This is a genomic window from Pseudonocardia sp. CA-107938 (assembly GCF_050936315.1).
Classification (GTDB): domain Bacteria; phylum Actinomycetota; class Actinomycetes; order Mycobacteriales; family Pseudonocardiaceae; genus Pseudonocardia.
Window position 1 is genome coordinate 449,242 of sequence record NZ_JBNJNA010000002.1, and the last position, 23,979, is coordinate 473,220.

The 23,979-nt window shown below is 74.5% G+C and carries 11 protein-coding genes and 1 pseudogene; 7 read left to right on the top strand and 5 right to left on the bottom strand.

All coding sequences use genetic code 11. The features are described from left to right. Positions 1-31: 31 nt before the first annotated feature. Both cysD and cysC read left to right on the top strand, forming a co-directional pair. Entirely contained in the window at positions 32-946 is a 915-nt protein-coding gene (gene cysD, locus ACQEVB_RS35120; RefSeq protein ID WP_432982142.1) for a sulfate adenylyltransferase subunit CysD, read from the top strand. Next, positions 946-2,793, top strand: coding sequence for an adenylyl-sulfate kinase (gene cysC / locus ACQEVB_RS35125; protein WP_432982145.1), 1,848 nt, complete (start codon positions 946-948; stop codon positions 2,791-2,793). Before cysD ends, cysC begins: the two co-directional genes overlap by 1 nt. Here the strand turns inward: cysC and ACQEVB_RS35130 are convergent. The 3 genes from ACQEVB_RS35130 to tsaA form a co-directional block, all read right to left on the bottom strand. Beyond that, complete coding sequence (locus ACQEVB_RS35130; RefSeq protein WP_432982148.1) at positions 2,787-3,377, bottom strand: O-methyltransferase; 591 nt, start codon at positions 3,375-3,377, stop codon at positions 2,787-2,789. The genes cysC and ACQEVB_RS35130 overlap by 7 nt on opposite strands. A gap of 13 nt (positions 3,378-3,390) precedes the next feature. After that, positions 3,391-3,825, bottom strand: a complete 435-nt coding sequence (locus ACQEVB_RS35135; RefSeq protein ID WP_432982151.1) for a CBS domain-containing protein — start codon at positions 3,823-3,825, stop codon at positions 3,391-3,393. 145 nt (positions 3,826-3,970) lie between these two features. Beyond that, positions 3,971-4,366, bottom strand: a complete 396-nt coding sequence (tsaA, locus tag ACQEVB_RS35140; protein ID WP_432982154.1) for a tRNA (N6-threonylcarbamoyladenosine(37)-N6)-methyltransferase TrmO — start codon at positions 4,364-4,366, stop codon at positions 3,971-3,973. Between the two features lie 195 nt (positions 4,367-4,561). On the opposite strand from tsaA, the gene ACQEVB_RS35145 reads away from it, so the two are divergent. From ACQEVB_RS35145 to ACQEVB_RS35165, 5 genes and pseudogenes are all read left to right on the top strand, one after another. Further along, a complete protein-coding gene (locus ACQEVB_RS35145) occupies positions 4,562-5,857 on the top strand; it encodes a lysine N(6)-hydroxylase/L-ornithine N(5)-oxygenase family protein (RefSeq protein ID WP_432982157.1) in 1,296 nt (431 codons plus the stop codon). 30 nt (positions 5,858-5,887) lie between these two features. Further along, positions 5,888-6,103: an MbtH family protein gene (locus tag ACQEVB_RS35150; protein ID WP_432982160.1), complete on the top strand. Its 216-nt coding sequence runs from the start codon at positions 5,888-5,890 to the stop codon at positions 6,101-6,103. Beyond that, positions 6,100-6,771, top strand: a complete 672-nt coding sequence (locus tag ACQEVB_RS35155; protein ID WP_432982163.1) for a formyltransferase family protein — start codon at positions 6,100-6,102, stop codon at positions 6,769-6,771. The genes ACQEVB_RS35150 and ACQEVB_RS35155 overlap by 4 nt, the downstream gene beginning before the upstream one ends. 31 nt (positions 6,772-6,802) lie before the next feature. Continuing rightward, entirely contained in the window at positions 6,803-7,828 is a 1,026-nt protein-coding gene (locus ACQEVB_RS35160; RefSeq protein ID WP_432982166.1) for an iron-siderophore ABC transporter substrate-binding protein, read from the top strand. Next, positions 7,825-21,822: pseudogene (locus ACQEVB_RS35165) on the top strand (amino acid adenylation domain-containing protein); the annotation flags it as partial. The gene ACQEVB_RS35160 and the pseudogene ACQEVB_RS35165, both read left to right, overlap by 4 nt. Here the strand turns inward: ACQEVB_RS35165 and ACQEVB_RS35170 are convergent. Both ACQEVB_RS35170 and ACQEVB_RS35175 read right to left on the bottom strand, forming a co-directional pair. After that, on the bottom strand, positions 21,803-22,102 hold the full coding sequence (locus ACQEVB_RS35170) for a cupin domain-containing protein (RefSeq protein ID WP_432982169.1): 300 nt from the start codon (positions 22,100-22,102) through the stop codon (positions 21,803-21,805). The pseudogene ACQEVB_RS35165 and the gene ACQEVB_RS35170 overlap by 20 nt on opposite strands. Positions 22,103-22,197: 95 nt before the next feature. After that, complete coding sequence (locus ACQEVB_RS35175) at positions 22,198-23,874, bottom strand: Hsp70 family protein (RefSeq protein ID WP_432982172.1); 1,677 nt, start codon at positions 23,872-23,874, stop codon at positions 22,198-22,200. Between the last annotated feature and the right edge of the window lie 105 nt (positions 23,875-23,979).

The following is a 23,979-nucleotide window of genomic DNA, read 5'->3' on the forward strand; positions in this document are numbered from 1 at the left end:
TGTTCTACTGTGACGCCACACTCTGTCGATCGTGGAGTCACCGTTGACGACCAGCAGCTACCAGCTTCCCCACCTGCGCACGCTGGAGGCGGAGTCGGTGCACGTGTTCCGCGAGGTGGCGGCCACGTTCGAACGTCCGGTGCTGCTGTTCTCGGGCGGCAAGGACTCGGTGGTGATGCTGGACCTGGCGCTGCGCGCGTTCTGGCCGGCGCCGCTGCCGTTCCCGGTGCTCCACGTGGACACCGGCCACAACTTCGACGAGGTGCTGGAGTTCCGCGACCGCACGGTGGCCGAGCACGGTGTCCGGCTCGAGGTGGCGTCGGTGCAGGACGACATCGACGCCGGCCGCGTCGTCGACGAACCGAGCCGCAACCGGCTGCAGACCACGACCCTGCTGCGTGCGATCGCCGAGCACCGCTTCGACGCCGTGTTCGGCGGTGCCCGCCGCGACGAGGAGAAGGCCCGCGCGAAGGAGCGGGTGTTCAGCTTCCGCGACGAGTTCGGCCAGTGGGACCCGCGCAACCAGCGGCCCGAGCTGTGGCAGCTCTACAACGGCCGGCACCGCCGGGGCGAGCACATCCGGGTCTTCCCGCTGTCCAACTGGACCGAGCTGGACGTGTGGCAGTTCGTCCTCGACGAAGGCATCGAGCTGCCGTCGCTGTACTACGCGCACCGGCGCGAGGTCTTCCAGCGCGACGGCATGGTGCTCGCCGTCAACCCGTACCTGACGCCGGCGCCCGACGAGGAGGTGTACCCGGCCACCGTCCGGTTCCGCACGATCGGCGACGCCACCTGCACCGGCTGCGTGGAATCGACGGCGGACGGCCCCGCTGCCGTCGTCGCCGAGGTCGCGGCCAGCCGGATCACCGAGCGCGGCGCCACCCGTGCCGACGACCGGATCTCGGAGGCGGGCATGGAGGACCGGAAGCGGGAGGGGTACTTCTGATGGCTCCGGAAACGAACACCGAGTTGCTCCGGATCGCCACCGCAGGCAGCGTCGACGACGGCAAGTCCACGCTGATCGGCCGTCTGCTCTACGACTCCAAGAGCCTGTTCTCCGACCAGTTGGCGGCGGTCGAGCGGGCCAGCCGCGACCGCGGTGAGCCGTACCCGAACCTCGCGCTGCTCACCGACGGGCTTCGCGCCGAGCGCGAGCAGGGCATCACGATCGACGTGGCGCACCGCTACTTCGCCACGCCGCGGCGGAAGTTCATCATCGCCGACACCCCGGGCCACGTGCAGTACACGCGCAACATGGTCACCGGCGCGTCCACCGCCGACCTCGCGCTGATCCTCGTCGACGCCAGCAAGGGGCTGCTGGAGCAGTCGCGCCGGCACGCGTTCCTCGCGTCCCTGCTCGGCGTGCCGCACCTGGTGCTGTGCGTGAACAAGATGGACCTGGTCGGGTTCTCCCAGGAACGGTTCGAGGAGATCCGCACCGAGTTCACCCGGTTCGCCGCCCGGCTCGACGTGCGCGACCTGAGCTTCGTCCCGATGTCCGCGCTGACCGGCGACAACGTGGTGCACCGCGGCGACGGGATGCCGTGGTACTCGGGCAGCTCGCTGCTGCATCAGCTGGAGGAGGTGCACGTCGCGTCGGACCGCAACCTGATCGACGCGCGCCTGCCCGTCCAGTACGTGATCCGCACGCCGAAGGAGGGCGGGTACTTCCGCGGCTACGCCGGCACGGTCGCGGGCGGGGTGTTCAAGCCGGGCGACGAGGTGCTCGTGCTCCCGTCGCGGGCGCGCACCACGATATTGGCCATCACCGGCCCCGGCGGCACGCCGCTGGCCGAGGCGTTCCCGCCGCAGGCCGTCACCGTGCAGCTCGACGGCGAGCACGACGTCGGCCGCGGCGACCTGATCTGCCGGCCGCGCAACCAGCCCCGCGCCGTCCGCGAGCTCGACGCGATGGTGTGCTGGCTGACCGACCGCAGCGAGCTCACCGTGAGCGCCCGGTACCTGTTGCTGCACACCACGCGGGCGACCAGGGCGCTGGTGCGGTCGGTGGAGTACCGCCTCGACATCAACACGCTGCACCGCGACGAGCAGGCGGCCGGGTTGGCGCTCAACGAGATCGGCCGGGTGAGCCTGCAGACGCAGGACGCGCTGTTCGTCGACGAGTACCGCCGCAACCGCGTGACCGGCGGGTTCATCCTGGTCGACGAGCAGACGAACAACACCGTGGCCGCCGGCACGGTGCTGGCCGAGCCGGCCAGGGCGGAGGTGGTCTGGCACGCCACCGCGGTGCGCCGCAGCGAGCGGATCTCGCACGGCGGCACCGTGTGGTTGACCGGGCTGTCCGGCTCCGGCAAGTCCAGCATCGCCGTCGAGCTGGAGCGGATGCTGATCGCGGCGGGCCGCCCCGCCTACCTGCTCGACGGCGACAACCTGCGCCACGGCATCAACGCCGGCCTCGGGTTCGACGCGGCCGCCCGCGCGGAGAACGTGCGGCGGGCCGGCGAGGTGGCCAAGTTGTTCGCCGACGCCGGCCTCGTCGCCGTGGTGTCGCTGATCAGCCCGTACGCGGCCGACCGGGCGAAGGTCCGGGCCGCGCACGACCTCGCCGGCCTGCCGTTCGTCGAGGTCTTCGTCGACACCCCGCTCCAGGTGTGCGAGGCCCGCGACCCGAAGGGCATGTACGCCAAGGCCCGCGCGGGCGAGATCACCGGCTTCACCGGCATCGACGACCCGTACGAGGCCCCCGAGTCACCGGAGCTGGTGCTGCGCCCCGAGGACGGCGACCCCGCGGCGATGGCCGCGCTGGTGCTGAGGTTGCTCGGCGGTCAGTAGGGGTCGCGGACGGCGATCAGCTCGCCCTTGCCGACGGTGGCGATCGTGGTGGTGACGCCCGGTTCGGCGCGGAGCAGCGCGGCGAAGGGGGCGATCTCGTCGGGGTGGGAGGTGGCGTTGTCGGCGACGAGGAGGCCGCCGGGGCGCAGGACGCGCAGGGGGTGCGGCCACCAGCCGGGGTACTCGGTGCGCTCCGCGTCGAGGAACAGCAGGTCGATCGCGGCGTCGGGCATCCTGGCCAGGTACGAGCCGCCGTCGACCGCCGTGAACGTGACGTGGTCGGCGAGGCCCGCCCGCGCCACGTTCTCGGCGGCCGCCGCCTGCGCCGCGGCGTCCGGGTCGAGGCTCACGACCCGGCCGCCGGTGGCGCGGACGGCGTCGGCGAGCCACAGCGTCGACACCCCGCGCGAGGTGCCCACCTCGACGACCTCATGGGCCCCGGTCGCCCGCACCAGCACGGCGAGGAGCTGCCCGGCGTCCTCCTCCAGCACCCGCCAGCGCAGCAGCCGGTCCGCGATGCCCGCATCGTGCTGCGCCGCGGCGGTCGCCACCTCGTCCAGCACCGCCCGTACCCGGGTGTCCATGCGGTGGATCAGATCAGTACCTCGCGATGGCCGCGTCGCGCAGCACCGTGTTCTCCATCTCCATCTCGGCCACCCGGTGCTTGACCAGGTCACCGATGCTGACGACCCCGATGAGCTTGCCGTTGTCCAGCACGGGCAGGTGGCGGTGGCGCAGCTTCGTCATCATGGCCATGGCCTTGGCCACGGTCACGTCCGGTCCCACGGTGGTGACGTTGCGGGTCATCACCTCGCTGACCGGCACCGACATCAGGTCCGTGCTGTGCGAACGCAGCGCCCGGACGATGTCGCGTTCCGACACGATGCCGCGGATCTCCCCGGCACGGCCCATCACGATGAGCGCACCGGTTCCGGTCGCCCCCAGCTCCTCCACGACGTCCCTGATCGTCTGCCATTCGAGCACCGAGTAGACCGTGTGACCCTTGCGGTTGAGGATGTCTGCGATCTGCATGGCAGGTGTCCTTCCGGCGCGCTCGTTCGGAAGCACCATGGTGGGCCGACGCGTGCCGGCGCGCCAGACGTGCGTGGCGGTGCGACCGGCTTGCCCCATTGATCCCACCGGTAGGCGGAACGGACGCCGGCGACGGTTCGTTCGGTCAATCGGCGGGCAGCGCGATCTTCACGTCCAGCACGGGCGTGCCGTCGAGCGCCTCCAGGTCCTGCACCCGCAGCCGGAGCCCGTCCACCGCGACGACGTGCACGCGGTGCAGGCCGACGGGGTTCGGCCGATCCGGTGAGCGGGTGGCGAACACCCCGGTCAGCGGTTGTGCGGGGTCGTCGCGGGGGTGGACGGCGAGCACATCGCGGCGCGCCCGGTCGAGCCAGGTGAGCAGCACGAGGTCGGCACCGGCGTGGACGTCGGCGACCGCGCGGGCGTACTCGGCGGCGATCACCACCGTGGCCTCCGGTGCGCCTTCGGTGCCCTGCTTGGGCGCGGTCGCCGCGTCGGTCAGCGGCGACTCGACGTGCCCGACGGGGGTCAGCTCGATCATCGATGCCTCCGGTCGTCTGCTCGTCCATCGTCCACCCGGGGGAGGGGCGCTGGGGCGCGGTCACGATCGCACGTGTTCGGGTCGGTGTCCGCGTGAACGCGGCCGGGTCGATGGCACAGTTCACGAACCACTTGAACTTAGGCTTGCCTCATAGAAGGCTAGCCACACATTCGCAAACGGTTCGGGAAGGGACACATGTCTCAGGCGTGGGTGGGACCGGTGCACGACCTCGTCGGGATCGGGTTCGGGCCGTCGAACCTCGGTCTGGCGATCGCGCTGGAGGAGCAGGCGGCACCGCTCTCGGTCCGGTTCGTCGAGCGGCAGGAGGCCTTCGGCTGGCATCGCGGGATGCTCCTCGAGGACGCGACGATGCAGATCTCGTTCCTCAAGGACCTGGTCACGCTGCGCGACCCCACCAGCTCGTTCAGCTTCCTGTCCTACCTGAAGGACCGGGGCCGGCTGGTCGACTTCATCAACTACGGCAGCGCCTTCCCGACCCGGCTGGAGTTCCACGACTACCTGGAGTGGTCCGCAGCGCGGTTCGCCGACCGCGTCGACTACGCGACGTCCGTCGAGCGCGTCGCCGCCGTGCCGGACGACCCGTCGGTCGTCGACGTGCACACCTCCGCGGGCACCGTGCTGCGCACCCGCAACGTCGTGCTCGCCACCGGCCTGCAGCCGCACCTGCCCGACGGCGTGCGGACGGGGGAGCGCGTGTGGCACAGCCGCGACCTGCTCACCCGCATCGGCAGCGTCACCGACCCGCGCCGGGTGATCGTCGTCGGTGCCGGGCAGAGCGCGGCCGAGACCGTCGACCACCTGCATCGGACGTTCCCCGACGCCGAGGTCTGCGCCGTCTTCAGCCGCTACGGCTACAGCCCCGCCGACGACAGCTCGTTCGCCAACCGGGTCTTCGATCCCGACGCCGTCGACGACTTCTTCGACGCGCCGGCCGACGTCAAGGACCTGATCCTCGGCTACCACGCCAACACCAACTACTCGGTGGTCGACCCGGAGCTGATCGAGTCGCTGTACCGCCGGCACTACCACGAGAAGGTCAGCGGGCACGAGCGGCTGCGCTTCCTCAACGTCAGCCGCGTCGCCGACGCGGTGCCGGTGGGCGACGCGACCGGCGAGCCGGTCGTCGACCTGGTGATCGAGTCGCTGCTCGACGGACGCCGCGAAGTGGTGACCGCCGATCTCGTCGTCTACGCCACCGGCTACCGGCCGTCGGACCCGCGGCAGCTGCTCGGCGGGCTGGTTGACAGCTGCGTCCGCGACGAGGCCGGCCGGCTCGACATCGGCCGCGACTACCGCGTCCGCACCGCGGCGGAGCTGACCGCCGGCATCTACCTGCAGGGACCGACCGAGCGCACGCACGGGCTCTCCTCGACGCTGCTGTCCAACGTCGCCGTCCGCGCGGGCGAGATCGCCGCGTCGATCGTCGCCCGTTCCGGGGCGGCTGCGGCGCGCCCGGCCTCGCTCGTCTGAGCACCTCACCTCCGGATCAGGGAGACGACTGTGTCCACCAACCCCTTCGACGACCCCGACGGCGAGTTCCACGCGCTCGTCAACGACGAGGGCCAGTACTCGCTGTGGCCCACGTTCGTGCCCGTCCCCGCGGGCTGGACGGTGACCCACGGGCCGGCCGGCCGGCAGGAGTGCCTCGACCACATCGAGGCCAACTGGACCGACATGCGGCCGCGGAGCCTCGTCGAGGCGATGGAGCGCGGGTGATCTTCATCGGGGACGGCTCGCTGCTCTGGCGGGCCGTCCACCACGCCAGGGACGCCGGCTTCGCGGTCGACCTGGTCTGCACGGGCGGGCGCACGCCGGTCCCGCCGGCGGAGCAGGTCCCCGTCCGGTTGGTGACCCGAGCCGACGTCCCGGGTGCTGAGCTGCGCGCTCTCGCCACCGACGGGGTGGTCTGGTCGATCGACAACCCGTTCATCCTCGATGCGCCGCTGCTGCGCTCCGGGCTGCGCGTCTACAACATCCACGGCGGCCCGCTGCCCGCGTACCGCGGCATCCCGATGGCCACCGTCGCCTACGCCATCCTCAACGGCGAGACCGAGTTCGCCGCCACGCTGCACGAGGTCGACGAGCGGATCGACACCGGCCCGGTGCTGGCCGAGCGGCGGTTCCCCATCGGGCCGGACGACGTCTTCGAGGACGTCATGGTCGAGCTCGTCGAGGCCTGCCACCAGCTCTTCGTCGAGCACCTCGAGGCCGCGGTCGCCGGGACGCTGACCGGCCGTCCCCAGCCGGCGGAGCCGAGCGGCTACTACGGCGCTGCGGCCATGCGCGGCCTCAGCGCGCACCGCGACCACCCGCGCTACGCGCGCGCCACCGATCTCGGCCTCTTCGAGGACTTCTACCCCGACCTGGCCGAGGCGTGGAGCTGAGTCCCCCGTTCGTTCCCCCGAGGAGTGCTGTGTGAGAACCCCAACGTCGATCCCCGTCAGACGTCGATGGCTCGTCGCGGCGGCTGCCGCGCTGGCCTTGGCCACCGCGTGCGGCGCCCCCGCGCCGGCCCCGGCCGCCCCACCGCAGGGGGGCGCGGGCACCGGGTTCCCGGTCACGATCGAGCACGCCCTCGGCTCCACGACGATCAACGCGGCGCCGCAGCGCGTCGTCACGGTCGGGTGGAGCGACCAGGACGCCGTCCTGGCGCTGGGGGTGCAGCCGGTCGGCACGACCGAGTGGTTCAACGCGCAGCCGGGCGCGATCTTCCCCTGGGCGAAGTCGGCGGCGACGGGCCAGACCCCGGAGATCGTCTCGAACGCCGGTGAGATCAACTTCGAGAAGGTCGCCGCGCTCAAGCCGGACCTGATCCTCGCGCTCTACGAGGGCCTCGACCGCTCCGAGTACGACAAGCTCTCGGCGATCGCCCCGACCGTCGCGCACTCGGCGAAGTACGACCCGTTCGGCGCCCCGTGGCAGGACATGACCCTGACCACCGGGAAGGCGCTGGGCCGTGAGCAGCAGGCCAAGGACCTGGTGGCCGGGGTGGAGCAGAAGCTCGCCGCGGTCAAGACCGCCCACCCGCAGTGGCACGACAAGACCCTGCTGGTGATGGCCTCCGCCACCAGCGGCACGTACCAGGTCTTCTCCCCGCAGGACCCGAAGCCGCGCTTCTTCGCCGCGCTCGGGTTCACGACGCAGCCGCCGTGGATCGGGGAGCGGGTGAAGGAGAACGTCGCGACGGTCAGCGCCGAGGAGGTCCGCTTGCTCGACGTCGACCGGCTGGCCTGGACCTCCGACCCCGACACGCTGAAGGTCCTGCAGGCCGACCAGCTCTACAACCGGCTGGGCGTCGTCAGCTCCGGCCGGGTCGGCTACTTCGACTACACGACGGCGCCGTTCCCGGGTGCCGCGATCACCTTCAACACCGTGCTGAGCATCCCGTACGCCCTGGACCTGGTCGTGCCCGAACTGGAGAGGATGGACGCGGCCAAGTGACCGCACTGAGCATCGACGAGCTGACGCCGTGGGCCCGCACTCCGGTGCGGGTGGTCGAGGAGCAGCCCTGGTCCCGCCTGTTCGAGGCCCGGGCCGCGGAGCGACCGGCGGCGACCGCCGTGATCTGCGAGGACGACTCGCTGAGCTACCAGGAGCTCGACGAGCGCGCCAACCGGATGGCCCGGCTGCTGCGGGCGCGCGGGGTGGGGGCCGAGGACGTCGTCGGCCTCGCGCTGCCCCGCGCACCCGAGCTGGTGGTGATGGTGCTCGCGGTGCTCAAGGCGGGAGCTGCGTTCCTCCCGCTCGATCTGGACCACCCGGCCGAGCGGATCGGCTACCTGCTGGCCGACTCCGGCGCCGGGCTGGTGATCAGCACGGCCGAGCTGGCCGGTGAGCTGCCGGCGTCCACGACCACGCTGGTCGTGGACGCCGCGGCGACCGTGGCCGAGCTGGCCGCCCTGCCCGGCACGACCCTCGACGACGCCGAGGTCGGCGGCCCGATCACGCTCGACCGGGCCGCCTACCTCATCTACACGTCCGGCTCGACGGGCCGGCCGAAGGGTGCGGTGCTCACCCACGAGGGCATCGGCAGCCTCGTCGCGACGGCGGTCGACCGGCTCGGGGTGCACGCCGGCAGCCGGGTCGCGCAGTTCGCGTCCATCGGGTTCGACGTCGCGGTCTGGGACCTCACCATGTCGCTGTGCGTCGGCGGGACGGTCGTGCTGGTGCCCGCGCACCGGCGGGTGGCCGGGCCCGACCTCACCGAGTACCTGGTCGAACACCAGGTCACGCACATGATCCTGCCGCCGTCGCTGGTGGCGGCCCTGCCGGCGGACGCGCGGCTGCCCGACGGCGCGGTGCTGGTGGTGGGCACCGAGACGGTGCCGCCGGAGGTGCTGCGGCGCTGGACCGGCCCGCTGCGGGTGGTGACCGCGTACGGCCTCACCGAGGCCACGGTGAACTCCACGCTGTGGACGGCCGAGCCCGGCTGGACGCGGCCGGCGCCGATCGGTCGGCCCGACCCCAACACGCACGCCTACGTGCTCGACGATGCGTTGCGCCCGGTCGGCGTCGACGAGGTCGGCGAGCTGTACATCGCCGGTCGCGGGCTGGCCCGCGGCTACCGCGGGCGGCACGCGCTGACGGCGTCCCGCTTCATCGCGGACCCGTTCGCCGGGGACGGCGCCCGGATGTACCGCACCGGCGACCGCGTCCGGTGGCGCGCCGACGGCACCCTGGACTTCCTCGGCCGCGCCGACCAGCAGGTGAAGCTGCGCGGCTACCGGATCGAGCCGGGGGAGATCGAGGCCGCCCTGCTGGTGCAGCCCGGCGTCACGCAGGCCGCGGTCGTGGTCCGCGAGGACGAACCGGGCCGGAAGATGCTGGTCGGGTACGTGGTGCTCGACGGGACGGGCCCCGAGTCCGCGCAAGTGCCGGCGCAGGTGCGCGACGCGCTGGCCGGCACGCTGCCCGACTACATGGTCCCGACCGTGCTGGTGCCGCTGGCCACGCTGCCGATGACGCCGAACGGGAAGCTGGACCGGGCGGCGCTGCCCGCCCCGGTGATCGCGGCCGGCGGCGGCCGGGCACCCGCGACCGACGCGGAGCGGCTGTGGTGCCGGCGGCTCGCCGAGGTGCTCGACCTGCCCGAGGTGGGGGCGGAGGACGATTTCTTCGCCCTGGGCGGCGACAGCATCTCGGCGGTGCAGGTGATCCGCGCCGTGCGCAAGGACGGGCTGCGGGTGCGGGTGCGCGAGCTGATGGAGCTGCGCACCCCGGAGGCGCTGGCCGCCCGGTTCCCCGCGGCCGAACCGGAGGAGGCTTCCGAGGTCGCCGCCGTCCCGCTGGTCGATCCGAAGGTCGCGGAGCAGGTCGCCGCCCGCTACGGCGTGGCGCCCGACGCCGTCCTCCCGGCGACGCCCCTGCAGGCCGGGATGTACGTCCAGTCGGTCTTCGACGGGGACGCTGATCCCTACACCGGCCAGCACACGTTCGAGCTGGACCATCCGCTCGACGCGGCGCGGCTGCGCCGGGCGTGCGCGACGCTGCTGGAGCGGCACCCCGTCCTGCGCGCCGGGCTGGTCGGCGACGGCACCCCGTACCCGGTGCAGGTCGTGCACCCGGTGGCCGAGGTGCCGATCGAGGAGGTCACCCTCGATTCGCCCGACCGGCTGGCCGAGCTGTGCGCGGAGCAGCGCGCCCGCCGCTTCGACCTCGCCGCCCCGCCGCGGTTCCGGCTGCTCGTCGCGCACCTGCCGGGCGAGCGGACGCGGCTGGTGCTCACCCAGCACCTGACGGCGTGGGACGGCTGGTCGCAGGCCGTCGTCCTGGAGGAGCTGTTCACGTTCCTCGCGCACGACGGGGCCGATCCGGGCCTGCCCGCCCCGCCGTCGCACCTCGACCACGCGCGCTGGCTGGCCGGGCGCGACCGGGAGGCCGACCTCGCCGCGTGGCGCGACGCGCTGGCGGGGCTCGACGGGGGCACGCTGGTCGCCGGCTCGCAGCAGAGCGCCCCGGTCCTGCCGTCGGCCGCCCGGCTGGAGCTCTCGGCCGAGGCCGACGCGGCGCTGCACGCTGGCGTCCGCGCGCTCGGGGTCACCGTCAACACCGTGCTGAACGCCGCCTGGGCGATCACGCTGGGCGCCCTGGCCGGGCGCACCGACGTGGTGTTCGGCACCACCGTGGCCGGCCGCCCGCCGGACCTGCCGGGCAGCGACCGGGCGATCGGCATGTTCCTGAACACGGTGCCGGCCAGGGTCCGCCTCGACCACACCGAGACCGTGGCCGCCCTGCTGCGCCGCATCCAGCAGGAGCGGGCCGCGGTGGTCGAGCACGACCACGTCGGGCTGGCCGAGATCCAGCGCGTCGCCGGGGGCGACACGCTGTTCGACACGCTGTTCGCGCTGCAGACGTTCCCGAAGCTGGATCCGGCGGTGCTCACCGCCGTCAGGGCGCGCTACGTCGACTACGACGACGCCACGCACTTCCCGCTGATCCTCGTGGTCAACCCCGAGCCGACGATGCACGTCACGCTGCAGTACCGGCCGGACGTGCTGGAGCCCGCCACAGCGACCGCCGTGCTCGACCGGTTCGCGGCGACCGTCGAGCGCCTGCTCGCCGCGCCGGACGAGCTGGTCGGCCGGCTGGACGTGCTCGCCGGCGACGAGGCCGCGGCGCTGCGGGCCGGCTGGTCGGCGGCCGAGCGCGAGCTGGCCGACACCACGGTGGCCGAGCAACTCGCGGACCTCGCCCTGACGGCCCCGGACGACACCGCTCTCGTCTGCGGGGACGAGCGGCTCACCTTCGGCGAGCTGGACGCGCGGATCGACCGGATCGCCCGGCTGCTGCGCGCGCGCGGCGCCGGCCCGGAGCAGGTCGTCGCGCTGGCCCTGCCGCGCACGGCCGACCTCGTGGCGGCCCTGTTCGCGGTGCTGCGCACCGGCGCCGCGTACCTGCCGCTGGACCTGGAGCTGCCGGCCGCGCGGCTGGCGGCGATGGTCGCCGACGCCCGCCCGGTCTGCGTCGTGGCGCTCGCCGATCCGGACCTCGGTGTGCCGGTGGTCCACCCCGACGACCCTGCGCCGTCGGACGCCGTGCCGCCGCGCACCACCGGGCTGGACCACCCGGCCTACCTGATGTACACGTCCGGCTCGACCGGCACGCCGAAGGGCGTGCTGACCCCGTACCGCGGCCTCACCAACATGCTCGCGCACTACCGCGCCGAGATCATCTCCCGCGCGGTGGACGCCGTCGGCGGCCGGCGCCTGCGCGTCGCGCACACCACGTCGTTCTCCTTCGACATGTCGTGGGACGAGCTGCTGTGGATGGTGGCCGGCCACGAGCTGCACCTGTGCGACGAGGAGCTGCGCCGCGACGCGCACCGGCTCGTCGAGCACTGCCGTGTCCAGCGCGTCGACGTGATCAACGTGACGCCCACCTACGCCCGTGCCCTGCTCGACGGGGGGCTCCTCGACGGCGAGCACGTGCCCGCGTTCGTGGTGCTCGGCGGCGAGGCCGTCACCGACTCGATCTGGGCCGCGCTGCGCACCGCGCCGCGCACCGACGGCCACAACCTGTACGGGCCCACCGAGTTCACGATCAACGCGCTGGGCGCCGGCGTCACCGACAGCGTCACCCCCACCGTCGGCCGGCCGGTGCACAACACCCGCGTCTACCTCCTGGACACCGCGCTGCGCCCGGTGCTCGACGGTGCCCCGGGTGAGCTGTACCTGGCCGGCGCGGGGCTGGCGCGCGGCTACCACGGCCGGCCCGACCTGACCGCGGAGCGGTTCGTCGCCGACCCGTTCGTCGCGGGTGGGCGCATGTACCGCACCGGCGACCTGGCCCGGCGCCGGCCCGACGGGAGCATCGACTTCCTGGGCCGCACCGACCACCAGGTGAAGGTCCGCGGCTACCGGATCGAGCTGGGCGAGATCGTGGCGGCGCTGGAGGCGCACCCGTTGGTCACGCAGGCCGCCGTCGTCGTCGACACGGAAGGCGTGACCCGGCTGGCCGCCTACGTGGTGCCTGCCGACCCCGACGCCGGGGCCCCGGTCGCCGCGCTGCGCAGCCACCTCGCCACCGTCCTGCCGGCGCACATGGTCCCGTCCGCGATCGCCGCGGTGCCCGAGCTGCCGCTCACCGTGAACGGCAAGCTGGACACCGGTGCGCTCCCGGCGCCCGTCTACACCGGCGGGGGGAGTCGCAGCCCGCGCACCGAGCCCGAGCGGGTGCTCTGCGCCCTGTTCACCGAGCTGCTCGGGGCCACCGACATCGGCATCGACGACGACTTCTTCCTGCTCGGCGGCGACAGCATCAGCTCCGTCACGCTCGTCGGCCGCGCGCGCGAGCGTGGGCTGGTGCTGACCCCGCGGCAGGTGTTCACCAGCCGTACCCCGGAGGCGCTCGCCCTGGTCGCCGGGGTCGACGACCGGGGACCGGCCCGGCCACCGGTGGCGCCGTTCGAGCTGGTCGAGCTCGACCCGGCCACGGTGCGAGAGCGCTTCGGCGACGTCGAGGACGTCTGGCCACTGTCGCCGCTGCAGTCCGGCCTGTACTTCCAGTCCGTCTTCGACGACAGTGGCGCGCTCGACCTCTACACCGGGCAGACCGCGTTCGAGCTGGACCACCGGGCCGACGCGGCTCGCCTGCGCGCCGCGGTGCACACCCTGCAGCTGCGGCACCCCACGCTGCGGTGCGCGTTCGTCGACGTCGGGGACGGCTCGGTCTGCCAGGTCGTGCGGTCCGCCGCAGCCGATCCCGTGACCGAGCACGACCTCTCCGGCCTGGCGCCGGACGCGGCCGCCGAGCGGGCCGCCGCGATCGCGCACGCCGACCGGACCCGCCGGTTCGACCTCACCGACCCGCCCCTGTTCCGCGTGTCGCTGCTGCGCCTGCCGGACGGCACCGACCGGCTGCTGGTCACGTACCACCTGCTCGCCTGGGACGGCTGGTCGCACAGCACGCTGTTCGGCCAGCTCTTCGACCTCTACGCGGGAACGGCGCCGGAGGCGCTGCCGCCCGCCGGCAGCTACCCGGAGTACCTGCGCTGGCTGGCCGAGCGCGACGCCGACGCGGCCCGCGAGGCGTGGGCCGGCGCCCTCGCCGGTCTGGACGGTCCGACGCTCGTCGGGGGCACCCGCTCCACCGTGGTGCCGGAGCGCACGGCGATCACGCTGCCGGCAGCGGTCAGCGAGGCGGTGCGCGACGGCGCGCGCCGCTGCGGCGTCACGCTGAACACGGTGCTGAACGCGGCCTGGGCGCTCGTGCTGGGCGGCCTCACCGGCCGCGACGAGGTGGTGTTCGGCACCACCGTCGCCGGCCGGCCGCCGGAGCTCGCCGGTGCCGAGCACGTCGTCGGGCAGTTCCTCAACACCGTGCCGACGCCAGTGCGCACCGACCCGGCCGAGGCCGTCGGAGCGTTCCTGCGCAGGCTGCAGGACGAGCGGCTCGCGCTGGGCGAGCACGAGTTCCTCGGGCTCGGTGCGATCCAGCGCGCGGCGGGCCAGCCGGTCCTGTTCGACACGCTGTTCGTGCTGCAGAACTTCGCCGACATCCCGGCCGCGACGATGGCCGCCGCGGGTGTGGTCGGGCGGCGCCACGTCGACGCCACCCACTACCCGCTGGTGATCATCGCGACGCCGGGCGAGCAGCTCGGGCTCACGCTGGAGCACGCGATGCCCGACGCGGACGCCGTCGCGCTGCTGGAGCGGACGGCCGCGGTCGCGGCGGCGCTGGCCGCCGACCCGGACCGGCTGCTCAGCCGGCTCGACCTGCTCGCGCCCGGGGAGCGCGCCGCGCTGGAGCGGGACTGGGCGTCGGCGGAGCGGCCACTGGACACCGCGTCGGTGGCGGAGACGCTGGCCGACGGCACCACCTTGGTCTGCGGTGCCGAGCGCCTCACGGCCACCGAGCTCGACGAGCGGATCAACCGGATGGCCCGCCTGCTGCTGGCGCGCGGGGCCGGGCCGGAGCGCGTGGTCGGGCTCGCCCTGCCGCGCGGCATCGACATGGTGGTCGCGCTGTTCGCGACGCTGCGCACCGGCGCCGCCTACCTGCCCCTGGACCTGGAGTACCCGGCGCAGCGGCTGGCGGTGATGCTGGCCGACGCCGAGCCCGTCTGCGTGCTGTCGACCGGCGCCGATCTCCCGCCGGACGCGCCCGTGGTGCGGCTGGACGACCCCGCGGTCCGCGCCGAGCTGGCCGCGGCCCCGGCCGGGCCGCTCGCCGACGCGGAGCGGCCCGGGTTCGCCGCGACCGACCCGCACCGGCTGGAGCACCCGGCGTACCTGATCTACACCTCGGGTTCCACCGGGCTGCCCAAGGGCGTGCTCACCCCGTACCGCGGCCTGACGAACATGCTGGCCAACCACCGCGCGGAGATCTTCGGCCCGGTCGTGGCCAGCGCAAGATCCACCGGTGCCGGGCGGCGGCTGCGGATCGCGCACACGGTGTCGTTCTCGTTCGACATGTCGTGGGAGGAGCTGCTCTGGCTCGTCGAGGGCCACGAGGTGCACGTGTGCGACGAGGAGCTGCGCCGCGACGCGCGCAAGCTCGTCGAGTACTGCCGTGACCAGCGGATCGACGTGATCAACGTGACGCCCACGTTCGCGCGGGCGCTGCTCGACGAGGGCCTGCTGGAGGGGGAGCACCGGCCGGCGCTGGTGCTGCTCGGCGGCGAGGCCGTCACCGACTCCGTGTGGGCCGCGCTGCGCGACGCCGACGGGGTGCTCGGCTACAACCTGTACGGGCCCACCGAGTACACGATCAACACCCTCGGCGGCGGCACCGCCGACAGCGCCACGCCGACGGTGGGGCGGCCGATCCACAACACCCGCGGCTACGTGCTGGACCGGGCGCTGCGCCCCGTCCCCGTCGGCTGCCCGGGCGAGCTGTACATCGCCGGCACCGGGCTGGCCCGCGGCTACCACCGGCGGGCCGCGCTGACGGCGGAGCGGTTCGTCGCGGATCCCTTCACGGGCGGGCGGATGTACCGCACCGGCGACCTCGTCCGGCAGCGGGCCGACGGGAACATCGACTTCCTCGGCCGCACCGACGACCAGGTGAAGATCCGCGGCTTCCGCATCGAGCCGGGCGAGATCGTCGCCGCGCTGGAGGCGCTCGACGAGGTCACCCAGGCCGCCGTTGTCGTGCACACCCACCAGCCGTCCGGCCTCAAGCGGCTGGCCGGGTACCTGGTGCCCGTCGGGAACCCCGACGTCGCTGCTGTGCGCGCGCAGCTCGCCGAGCGGCTCCCGGCGCACATGGTGCCCGCGGCGTTGATCCCGGTGCCCGAGCTGCCGCTGACCGTGAACGGCAAGCTCGACACCGCCGCGCTGCCCGCGCCGGAGTTCACCTCCAACCGGCCGCGGCGGGCCCCGCGCACGGACCGCGAGCGGGTGCTCTGTGCACTGTTCGAGCAGGTGCTGGGCGTGGCCGAGGTCGGCGTCGACGACGACTTCTTCGAGCTCGGCGGCGACAGCATCATCTCCATCGGCCTGGTCGGCCAGGCGCGGCGGCGCGGCATCGGGATCAGCCCGCGGCTGGTGTTCGAGCGGCGCACGCCCGAGGCGCTGGCGCTGGCCGCCGAGATCGCCCCGGTCGCCGAGCGGGCCCCCGACTCCGGGATCGGCCGGGTGCTCCCCGTACCGATCCTCGCCGGGCTGCGGGACGAGTCCGTCGGCATCACCGGGTTCTTCCAGTCGCTGTGCCTGCAGACTCCCGCCGGCATCGACCGGGCTGCGCTCGTCGAGCTGCTGCAGGCACTGCTGGACCGGCACGACCTGCTGCGGGCCCGGCTCGACCGGGCCGACGGCTGGGCGCTGCACGTGCCCGAGCCGGGCACGGTCGCGGCGGCGGACCTGCTGACCGTCGTCGCTGCCGAGGACGACCTGGCGGCGCTGCTCGGCACCTGCGAGGACGCGGCGGTGCGCCGGCTCGACCCCGACGCCGGGGTGATGGTGCAGGCGGTGTTCGTCGACGCCGGACCGGCGCGGCGGGGGCGGCTGCTGCTCGTGGCCCACCACATCGTGGTCGACGGGGTGGCGTGGCGGATCCTCGGCGAGGACCTCGCCGAGATGTGGCGGGACGGGCGGCCGCCCGCCCCCGTGCCCACCTCCTTCCGTCGCTGGACGGAGGCGCTGCACGAGGAAGCCGAGCAGCGGCTCGCCGAGCTGCCCCGCTGGCGGGCCGAGCTGGCGCCACAAGGCCTGTGCCCGATCGGGGAGCGGCCGCTGGACCCGGCGCGCGACACCATCGGCACCACCCGTTCGCACACGGTGACGGTGCCGGCCGCGGTCACCGCCCGGCTGCTCGGCGCCGTGCCGGCCGCGTTCGGCGGCACCGTGAACGACGTCCTGCTCACCGCGCTCGCACTCGCGCTGCGCGGCGACCGGGACGGCGCCGTGCTCGTCGATCTGGAGGGCCACGGTCGGGAGAGCGCCGCGGTCGACGAGGCGCTGGACCTGTCGCGCACGGTGGGCTGGTTCACCACCATCGCCCCGGTGCGGCTCGACCCCGGGCCCGTCGCGTGGGCCGACTTCCTGGCCGGCGGTGCCGCGATGGCCGCCGTCGCGAAGCGGGTGCGCACCCAGATCGAGTCGCGGCCCGACCGCGGCATCGGCTACGCGGCGCTGCGCCGGCTGCACCCCGACCGGGCCACCGCCTGGACGGGTACCGCCGTGCCGCCCGTGCTGTTCAACTACCTGGGCCGGTTCGGCATCGGGGACACCCAGGACTGGGCGCCGGCCCCGGAACGGCCCGAACTGGGCGAGCGGGCCGACCCGGAGACCGCCGCCGGGTACCCACTGGAGATCAACGCCGGGGTCGCCGGAGACGCGCTCTCGGCCACGTTCAGCTGGCCCGCCGCGGTGCTGGCCGAGGCCGAGGTGGCGGGCATCGCCGACCGCTGGGTGGCCGCGCTGGCGGCGCTGGCGGCGCACGCCCCCGAACCGGGTGCGTGGGGCCCGTCGCCCGTCGACTTCCCGCTGGTCACACTGACCCAGCAGGACGTCGACGCGCTGGAGGTGCCCGGCGGGCTGGCCGACGTCTGGCCGCTGACCCCGCTGCAGCAGGGCATGTACTTCCACTCCCGCTACCACGCGCACACCGCCGCCGACCCCGACGGCTACATCGTGCAGTACGTGCTGGAGCTGGAGGGGCCGCTGACGGCGGAGCAGCTGCGCCCCGCGCTGGCCGCGCTCACCGCGCGGCACCCGGCGCTGCGCGCGTCGTTCCACGAGACCGCCGACGGCGGGCTCGTGCAGGCGGTGGCGCGCACCGTCGACGTGCCGCTGCGGGTGCTGCCCGCCGGTGACGCGGAGCGGGTTGCCCGTGAGGAGCGCGCGCGGGCGTTCGACCTGGAACGGGCCCCGCTGCTGCGCCTCGCGCTGCTCACCGGTGGGCAGCCCGACCGGCACTGCCTGATCGTCACGCTGCACCACCTCGTGGCCGACGGGTGGTCGCTGCCGGTGCTGTTCGACGACCTGCTCGCGCTGGTGGAGGCGCAGCGCACCGGGCGGGAACTGGCGCCGCTGCCGTCCTACCGGGAGTACCTGCGCTGGCTCACCGCCCAGGACACCGCCCGCACTCGGGCGGCCTGGCAGCAGGCGCTGGCCGGGCTCGCCGAACCCACGATGCTCGGCACCGCCCTGCCGGACGAGGCCGCCCCGGTGGCCCCGGCCGCGATCACGGGCACGGTGTCCGAGGAGCTGACCGGTGCGCTGGCCGCGGCCGCCCGCGACCGGGGGCTGACGCTGAACACGCTGGTCAGCGGCGCGTGGGCGGTCGCGCTCGGCGCCATGACCGGGCGCGACGACGTGGTGTTCGGGGCGGTGGTGTCGGGCCGTGACGCCGACGTGCCCGGCATCGACGCGCAGGTCGGGCTGTTCATCAACACGGTGCCGGTGCGGGTGCGCTGGTCACCGGCCGACCGGGCGGCCGACGCGCTGCTGCGGCACCAGGGGGAGCAGGCCGAGCTGCTCGGCCACCAGTACCTCGGCCTGGCCGAGGTGCAGTCCCTGGCCGGGGCCGAGCAGCTGTTCGACGTGCTCTTCGTGTTCGAGAACTTCCCGCCGGGCGCAGGCGAGGAAGGCGCCCTGCGGATCACCGGCACGGGCGAGTCGGTGGAGGCGCGCACGCACTTCGCCGCGTCCCTGCAGGTCTTCCCCGGCGAGCAGCTCGCGCTGCGGCTGCAGTACGACGACCGGCGGGTCAGCCCCGAGCGCGCGGAGCGGCTGCACGAGGTCTTCCTGTCCGTCCTGCGCCAGCTCGCGGCCGACCCGGACCGGCCGGTCGGCCGGCTCGAGCTGATCGGGGCCGCGGACCGGGCGGCGCTGGAGGCCGGCTGGGCGGGCACCACGTGCCCGGTGCCGCCGCTGACGGTGGCCGAGCTGCTCGCGGAGCGGGCCGCGGCGCAGCCCGACGTCGTCGCGCTGGTCTGCGACGGCGAGCAGCTCACGTTCGCCGAGTTCGACGCCCGGATCAACCAGCTTGCCCGGCTGTTGCTGGCGCACGGGGCCGGACCGGAGCGGATCGTCGCGCTGGCCCTGCCGCGGTCGCTGGACATGGTGGTGGCGCTGTTCGCGGTGCTGCGCACCGGCGCCGCGTACCTGCCGCTGGACCTCGACCACCCGGCCGAGCGCTGGTCGGTGATGCTCGCCGACGCGCGCCCGGTGTGCGTGGTGGCCGCCGGACCCGCACTGGACCGGCTGCCCGCCGACGTCGTCACGCCGGCGGAGGCGGCCACGTACCCGTCGGGGCCGCTGAGCGCCGCCGAGCTGGGTCGCTTCGCCCCCGGCACGCCGGGACGACTGGAGCACCCGGCGTACCTGATCTACACCTCGGGCTCCACCGGGCTGCCCAAGGGCGTGGTCACCCCGTACCGCGGGTTGACGAACATGCTGGTCAACCACCGGTCGGAGATCTTCGAGCCGACCCTTTCTCGGACCGGCGGGCGCCGCCTGCGGATCGCGCACACGGTGTCGTTCTCGTTCGACATGTCGTGGGAGGAGCTGCTCTGGCTCGTCGAGGGCCACGAGGTGCACGTGTGCGACGAGGAGCTGCGCCGCGACGCCCAGCAGCTCGTCGCGTACTGCGCCGAGCAACGCATCGACGTGGTCAACGTGACGCCCACCTACGCGCGGACCCTGCTGGACGGCGGCCTGCTCGACGGCGGGCTGCCGCTGGTGCTGCTGGGCGGTGAGGCGGTGAGCGAGTCGGTGTGGTCGCAGCTGGCCGGCACCGAGGGCGTGGTCGGCTACAACCTGTACGGGCCCACCGAGTACACGATCAACACCCTGGGCGGGGGCACGGAGGACAGCGCCACCCCGACCGTCGGCACGGCGATCACCAACACCCGCGCGTACATCCTCGACACCGCGCTGCGGCCGGTGCCCGTCGGCTCGCCGGGGGAGCTGTACATCGCCGGGACCGGGCTGGCGCGGGGCTACCACCGCCGCGCTGCGCTCACCGCGGAGCGGTTCGTCGCGGACCCGTTCGCGGCAGGGCGGATGTACCGCACCGGCGACCTCGTCGTGCAGCGGCCGGACGGGAACATCGACTTCCTGGGCCGCACCGACGACCAGGTGAAGATCCGCGGGTACCGGGTGGAGCCGGGCGAGATCGTCGCGACCCTGGAACGGCACCCGGCGGTGGCGCAGGCCGCGGTCACCGTGCACCGGCGCGGCGAGGCCGGGGTCGCGCACCTGGCCGGGTACCTGGTGCCGGCGGTCGACCTGGAGCCGGTGGAGCTGGTCGCCACGGTCCGGGCCGGCTTGGCCGAGCAGCTGCCGCCGCACATGATCCCCACCACGCTCGACGTGCTGGCGGAGCTGCCGCTGAACGTCAACGGCAAGCTCGACACGGCGGCGCTGCCCGCCCCGGCGCTGACGGGGCAGCGGGAGCACCGCCCCGCCCGGACGGACGCGGAGCGCACGCTGTGCGCGGTGGTCGGCAGGCTGCTCGGGGTGGCCGAGGTCGGCATCGACGACGACTTCTTCGAGTTGGGCGGCGACAGCATCAGCTCGATCGCGCTCGTCTCGCAGGCCCGCCGGCACGGCATCCAGTTCCGGCCGCGCGACGTGCGCGCCGCCCGCACCGTCGAGGCGCTGGCGGCGCTGGGCTCCGGCCCCGCCGACGCGCCGCAGCAGGACCGCGACGGGATCGGGCGGCTGCCCGCCACGCCGATCATCGGCTGGCTCGCCGAGCTCACGGACGAGATCGGCGCGTTCCACCAGGCGGTGACCGTGCAGACCCCGGCCGACGCCGCCGCCCTGCTCCCGCTGCTCCAGGCAGTGCTCGACCACCACGACCTGCTGCGCGCCCGGCTGCACCGGGGATCGCAGTGGGAGCTGGAGGTGCCCGAGCCCGGCGCGGTGCGGGCCGACGACCTGCTGACCGTGGTCCCGGCCGGCGCGGACGCGGCGGAGGTCGTCAACGAGCAGCGGATCCAGGCCGCGCAGCGCCTCGACCCGGACCGTGGCGTCATGCTGCAGGCGGTGCTGCTCGACCCCGGCATCCTGCTGCTCGTGGCGCACCACCTCGTGGTCGACGGGGTGTCCTGGCGAATCCTCGTCGACGACCTGGCCGAGGCGTGGGCCCAGCAGCAGGCGGGCGAGCCGATCGCGCTGCCCGCCGTCGGGACGTCGTTCCGCACCTGGTCCCGGGCGCTGGCCGAGGCCGGGCGGACCGGGGCCAGGACGTCGGAGCTGCCGGCCTGGCGGGCCACGGCCCGGGCTGCCGCGGGCCGGTTCGCCCGCGACCCGCTCGACCCGGTCCGCGACACCGCGGCCACGGTCCGCGAGCACGCGCTGGTGCTGCCGGCCGAGTGGGGCGGTCCACTGCTGTCGTCGGTGCCCGCCGCGCTCGGCGCGACGATCAACGACGTCCTGCTGGGCGGGCTGGCGCTGGCCGCGGCGGAGTGGCGCCGGCGCAGCGGGCGCGACCCGGGCGACGGCACGCTCGTGGCGCTGGAGGGGCACGGCCGGGAGGAGCACGTCGGGGATGTGGATCTGACGCGCACCGTCGGCTGGTTCACCACCGCGTTCCCGGTGCACCTGCCCGGCGGTGCGTGGTCCGACCTCGCCGATCCCGACGCGGTGCGCCGGCTCACCGCCGGCGTCGGCGAGCGGTTGTGCGCGGTGGCCGACGGCGGGCTGGGCTACGGGGTGCTGCGCCACCTCGACCCGGCGGCGCGCGCCGAGCTGGCGACCGTCCCGCCCGAGCTGCAGTTCAACTACCTCGGCCGGTACGGCGACGGCGAGACCGGCGGCGACTGGCAGACACCACCCGGGCTCAGCCCGCTGTACGGCGGGCGGGGCGACAGCATGCCCGTTGGCTACCCGCTGGTGGTCGACGTGCTCGCGGTGGACGACGAGCTGCACGCCTCGTGGGAGTGGCCGTCCGCGATGTTCGCCGAGGAGGAGGTGGCGGCGCTGGCCGAGCTGTGGTTCGAGGCCCTGCGGGGCATGGTGATGGCTACTCGAGCCACTCGGTGACGAAGTGGTCGTTCTCGTGGATGTGCACGGCCTCGTACACGTCGGGGCCGAGGACGGCGAACTTGTGCGGCGTGTTCGCCGGCACCACCAGCACGTCGCCGCCGGTGCCCTCGCGCTGCTCGTCGCCGATCGTGAACAGCGCCCGGCCGCGGATGATCACGAAGGTCTCGACGTAGGGGTGCTGGTGCAGGCGCGGGCCGGCGCCGACGACGTCGGTGCTCTCCCGGATGACCGACACGCCCGAGCCGACGTCGCGGCCCTCGAAGCTGGAGTCACTCATGCCTCGCGAAGCTACTGGCCCGCAGACCAGGGTGACCACAGCGGCGGCGTGCGGGGCGGCGGCGGTGATCATGGGCAGAACGTGGCTCTCGGAGATCAACTGACCGCGTTCTGCCCATGATCGACGGGCAGACCCGCCGGCTGCGCCGGGGCCGACGGACCGCTGCTCGGTCCGGGGTCGGCGGGCGGGGGCGGGGCGACGGTCGGGCCTCCACCGCCGGCCGGGGGCGGGGGTTCGTTCCCGGAGCCACCGGCGTTCGGCGGGTCGGCGGGTGGCGCGACGGTCGGCGCGGGAGACGCGACGCTCGGGGGCGCGCTGGTCGGCGCGGCGGCAGTGGTCGGCGCGACGGTGCGGGCCGCCGGCTTCGGCGCGCCGCCCACGCGCGGGGCGACCACGGCGCGGCGGACCGGGGCCGCGGCGTGCACGGGTTCGGGCGCGGCCGCGGGCGGGTCGGCAGGCGGCGCGACCTCCGGGACCACGGCCGGCGCAGCCGGTGCCGGCTCGACCAGCGCCGCCGGCACCTCGCCCGACAGGAGCGTCGGGTCCAGCGTGTACGCGGTCGCCGCGGCGGCGAGCGCGATGCCGGTGGTCGCCACAGCCGCGACGAGCACGCCGCGGAAGCGGGCGGACCGGCGACGGGCCGGTGGCCAGACCGGGGCAGCGCTGCGGAGGGTCGGGACGGCGGGCCGGTCCGGGGGTTGCAGCGCCGCCGGCGCCGCGACGACGGTGGCCCGCCGGTGCGCGGAGATCGCGGCGCCGCGGGCGGCGGTGGTGCACGGGTCCGCGTCGACGGTGACCGGCCGGCCGAGCCCGGCCGACACCATCTGCGGGACGAGCGGGATCCGCGCCGACCCGCCGACCAGCAGCACCGTGTCCGGGCTGGTCGAGAGCGCCTGCTGCAGCGCCGCGACGGTCGCGGCGACGTCGGGGCGGATGCGGTCCTCGAAGTCGGCCCGCCCGATCCGCACGCGGGTGTGCAGCTCGGGCAGCATCACCGTGACGGTGGCGTCGACGTCGGCGGAGAGCGCCTGCTTGGCCTCGGCGCAGTCGCGCCGCAGCGCCGCCACCGCGGCCAGCACGGAGGGATCGGCGGCGTCTAGGGCGTCCCAGGCGGTGCCGAGTGCGTCCCGAACGTGGTCGAGCACGTGCTCGTCGAATCCGCGGCCGCCGATGCCGGGGAGCCGGACGGGCTCGCCCACCAGCGCCGGGGTGCCGTCCGTGCAGCTGAGGACGGAGGCGGTGCACGAGTCGCCGCCCAGGTCGTAGACGGCGACCGTGCCCGTCGAGGCTCCGTGGCCCAGCGCGGCGGCGACCGGCTCGGCCACCAGGTGCAGGTCGACGATGCCGCGCGTCGCCAGCGCGCTGAGCAGCGTGGCCCGGCGGTGCGCACCCCATCCGACGGGGTGGGTCAGCGCGATGCTCGCCGGCGCGGCTCCCTCCCGGGCGGTGACGAGCTCGACGACGGAGCCGACGAAGCGCGCCGCGATGTCGGCGGCGGGCACCACCTCGTCGCCGAGGACGAGCGGGATGTCGTCCCCGATGCGCTGGGTGAAGCCGCGGGCAACCCGGTGCGGCTCTGTCGCCGCGCGGCGCTGCGCCGCTTCGCCGACGAGCAGCTCACCGTCGGCGGTGCGGAGGGCCACGGTGGGGATGCTGATGCCCGACGCGCCCAGCGTGACCGGCTCGGGTCGGCCGCCGCGGCAGACCGCGGCGGTCGTGCACGTCGAGCCCAGGTCGATACCGAGGTGGTACCGCTCGTGTGACGCCTCCATACCGCATCGATCGGGGCCATCTGGACCCTCGTTAGCGTCCGATCGGAGGAGCACTCCCTCGGGTGAACCGCGCAGTGGCCCGGTTGACGGAGAGCGATCGCCGGC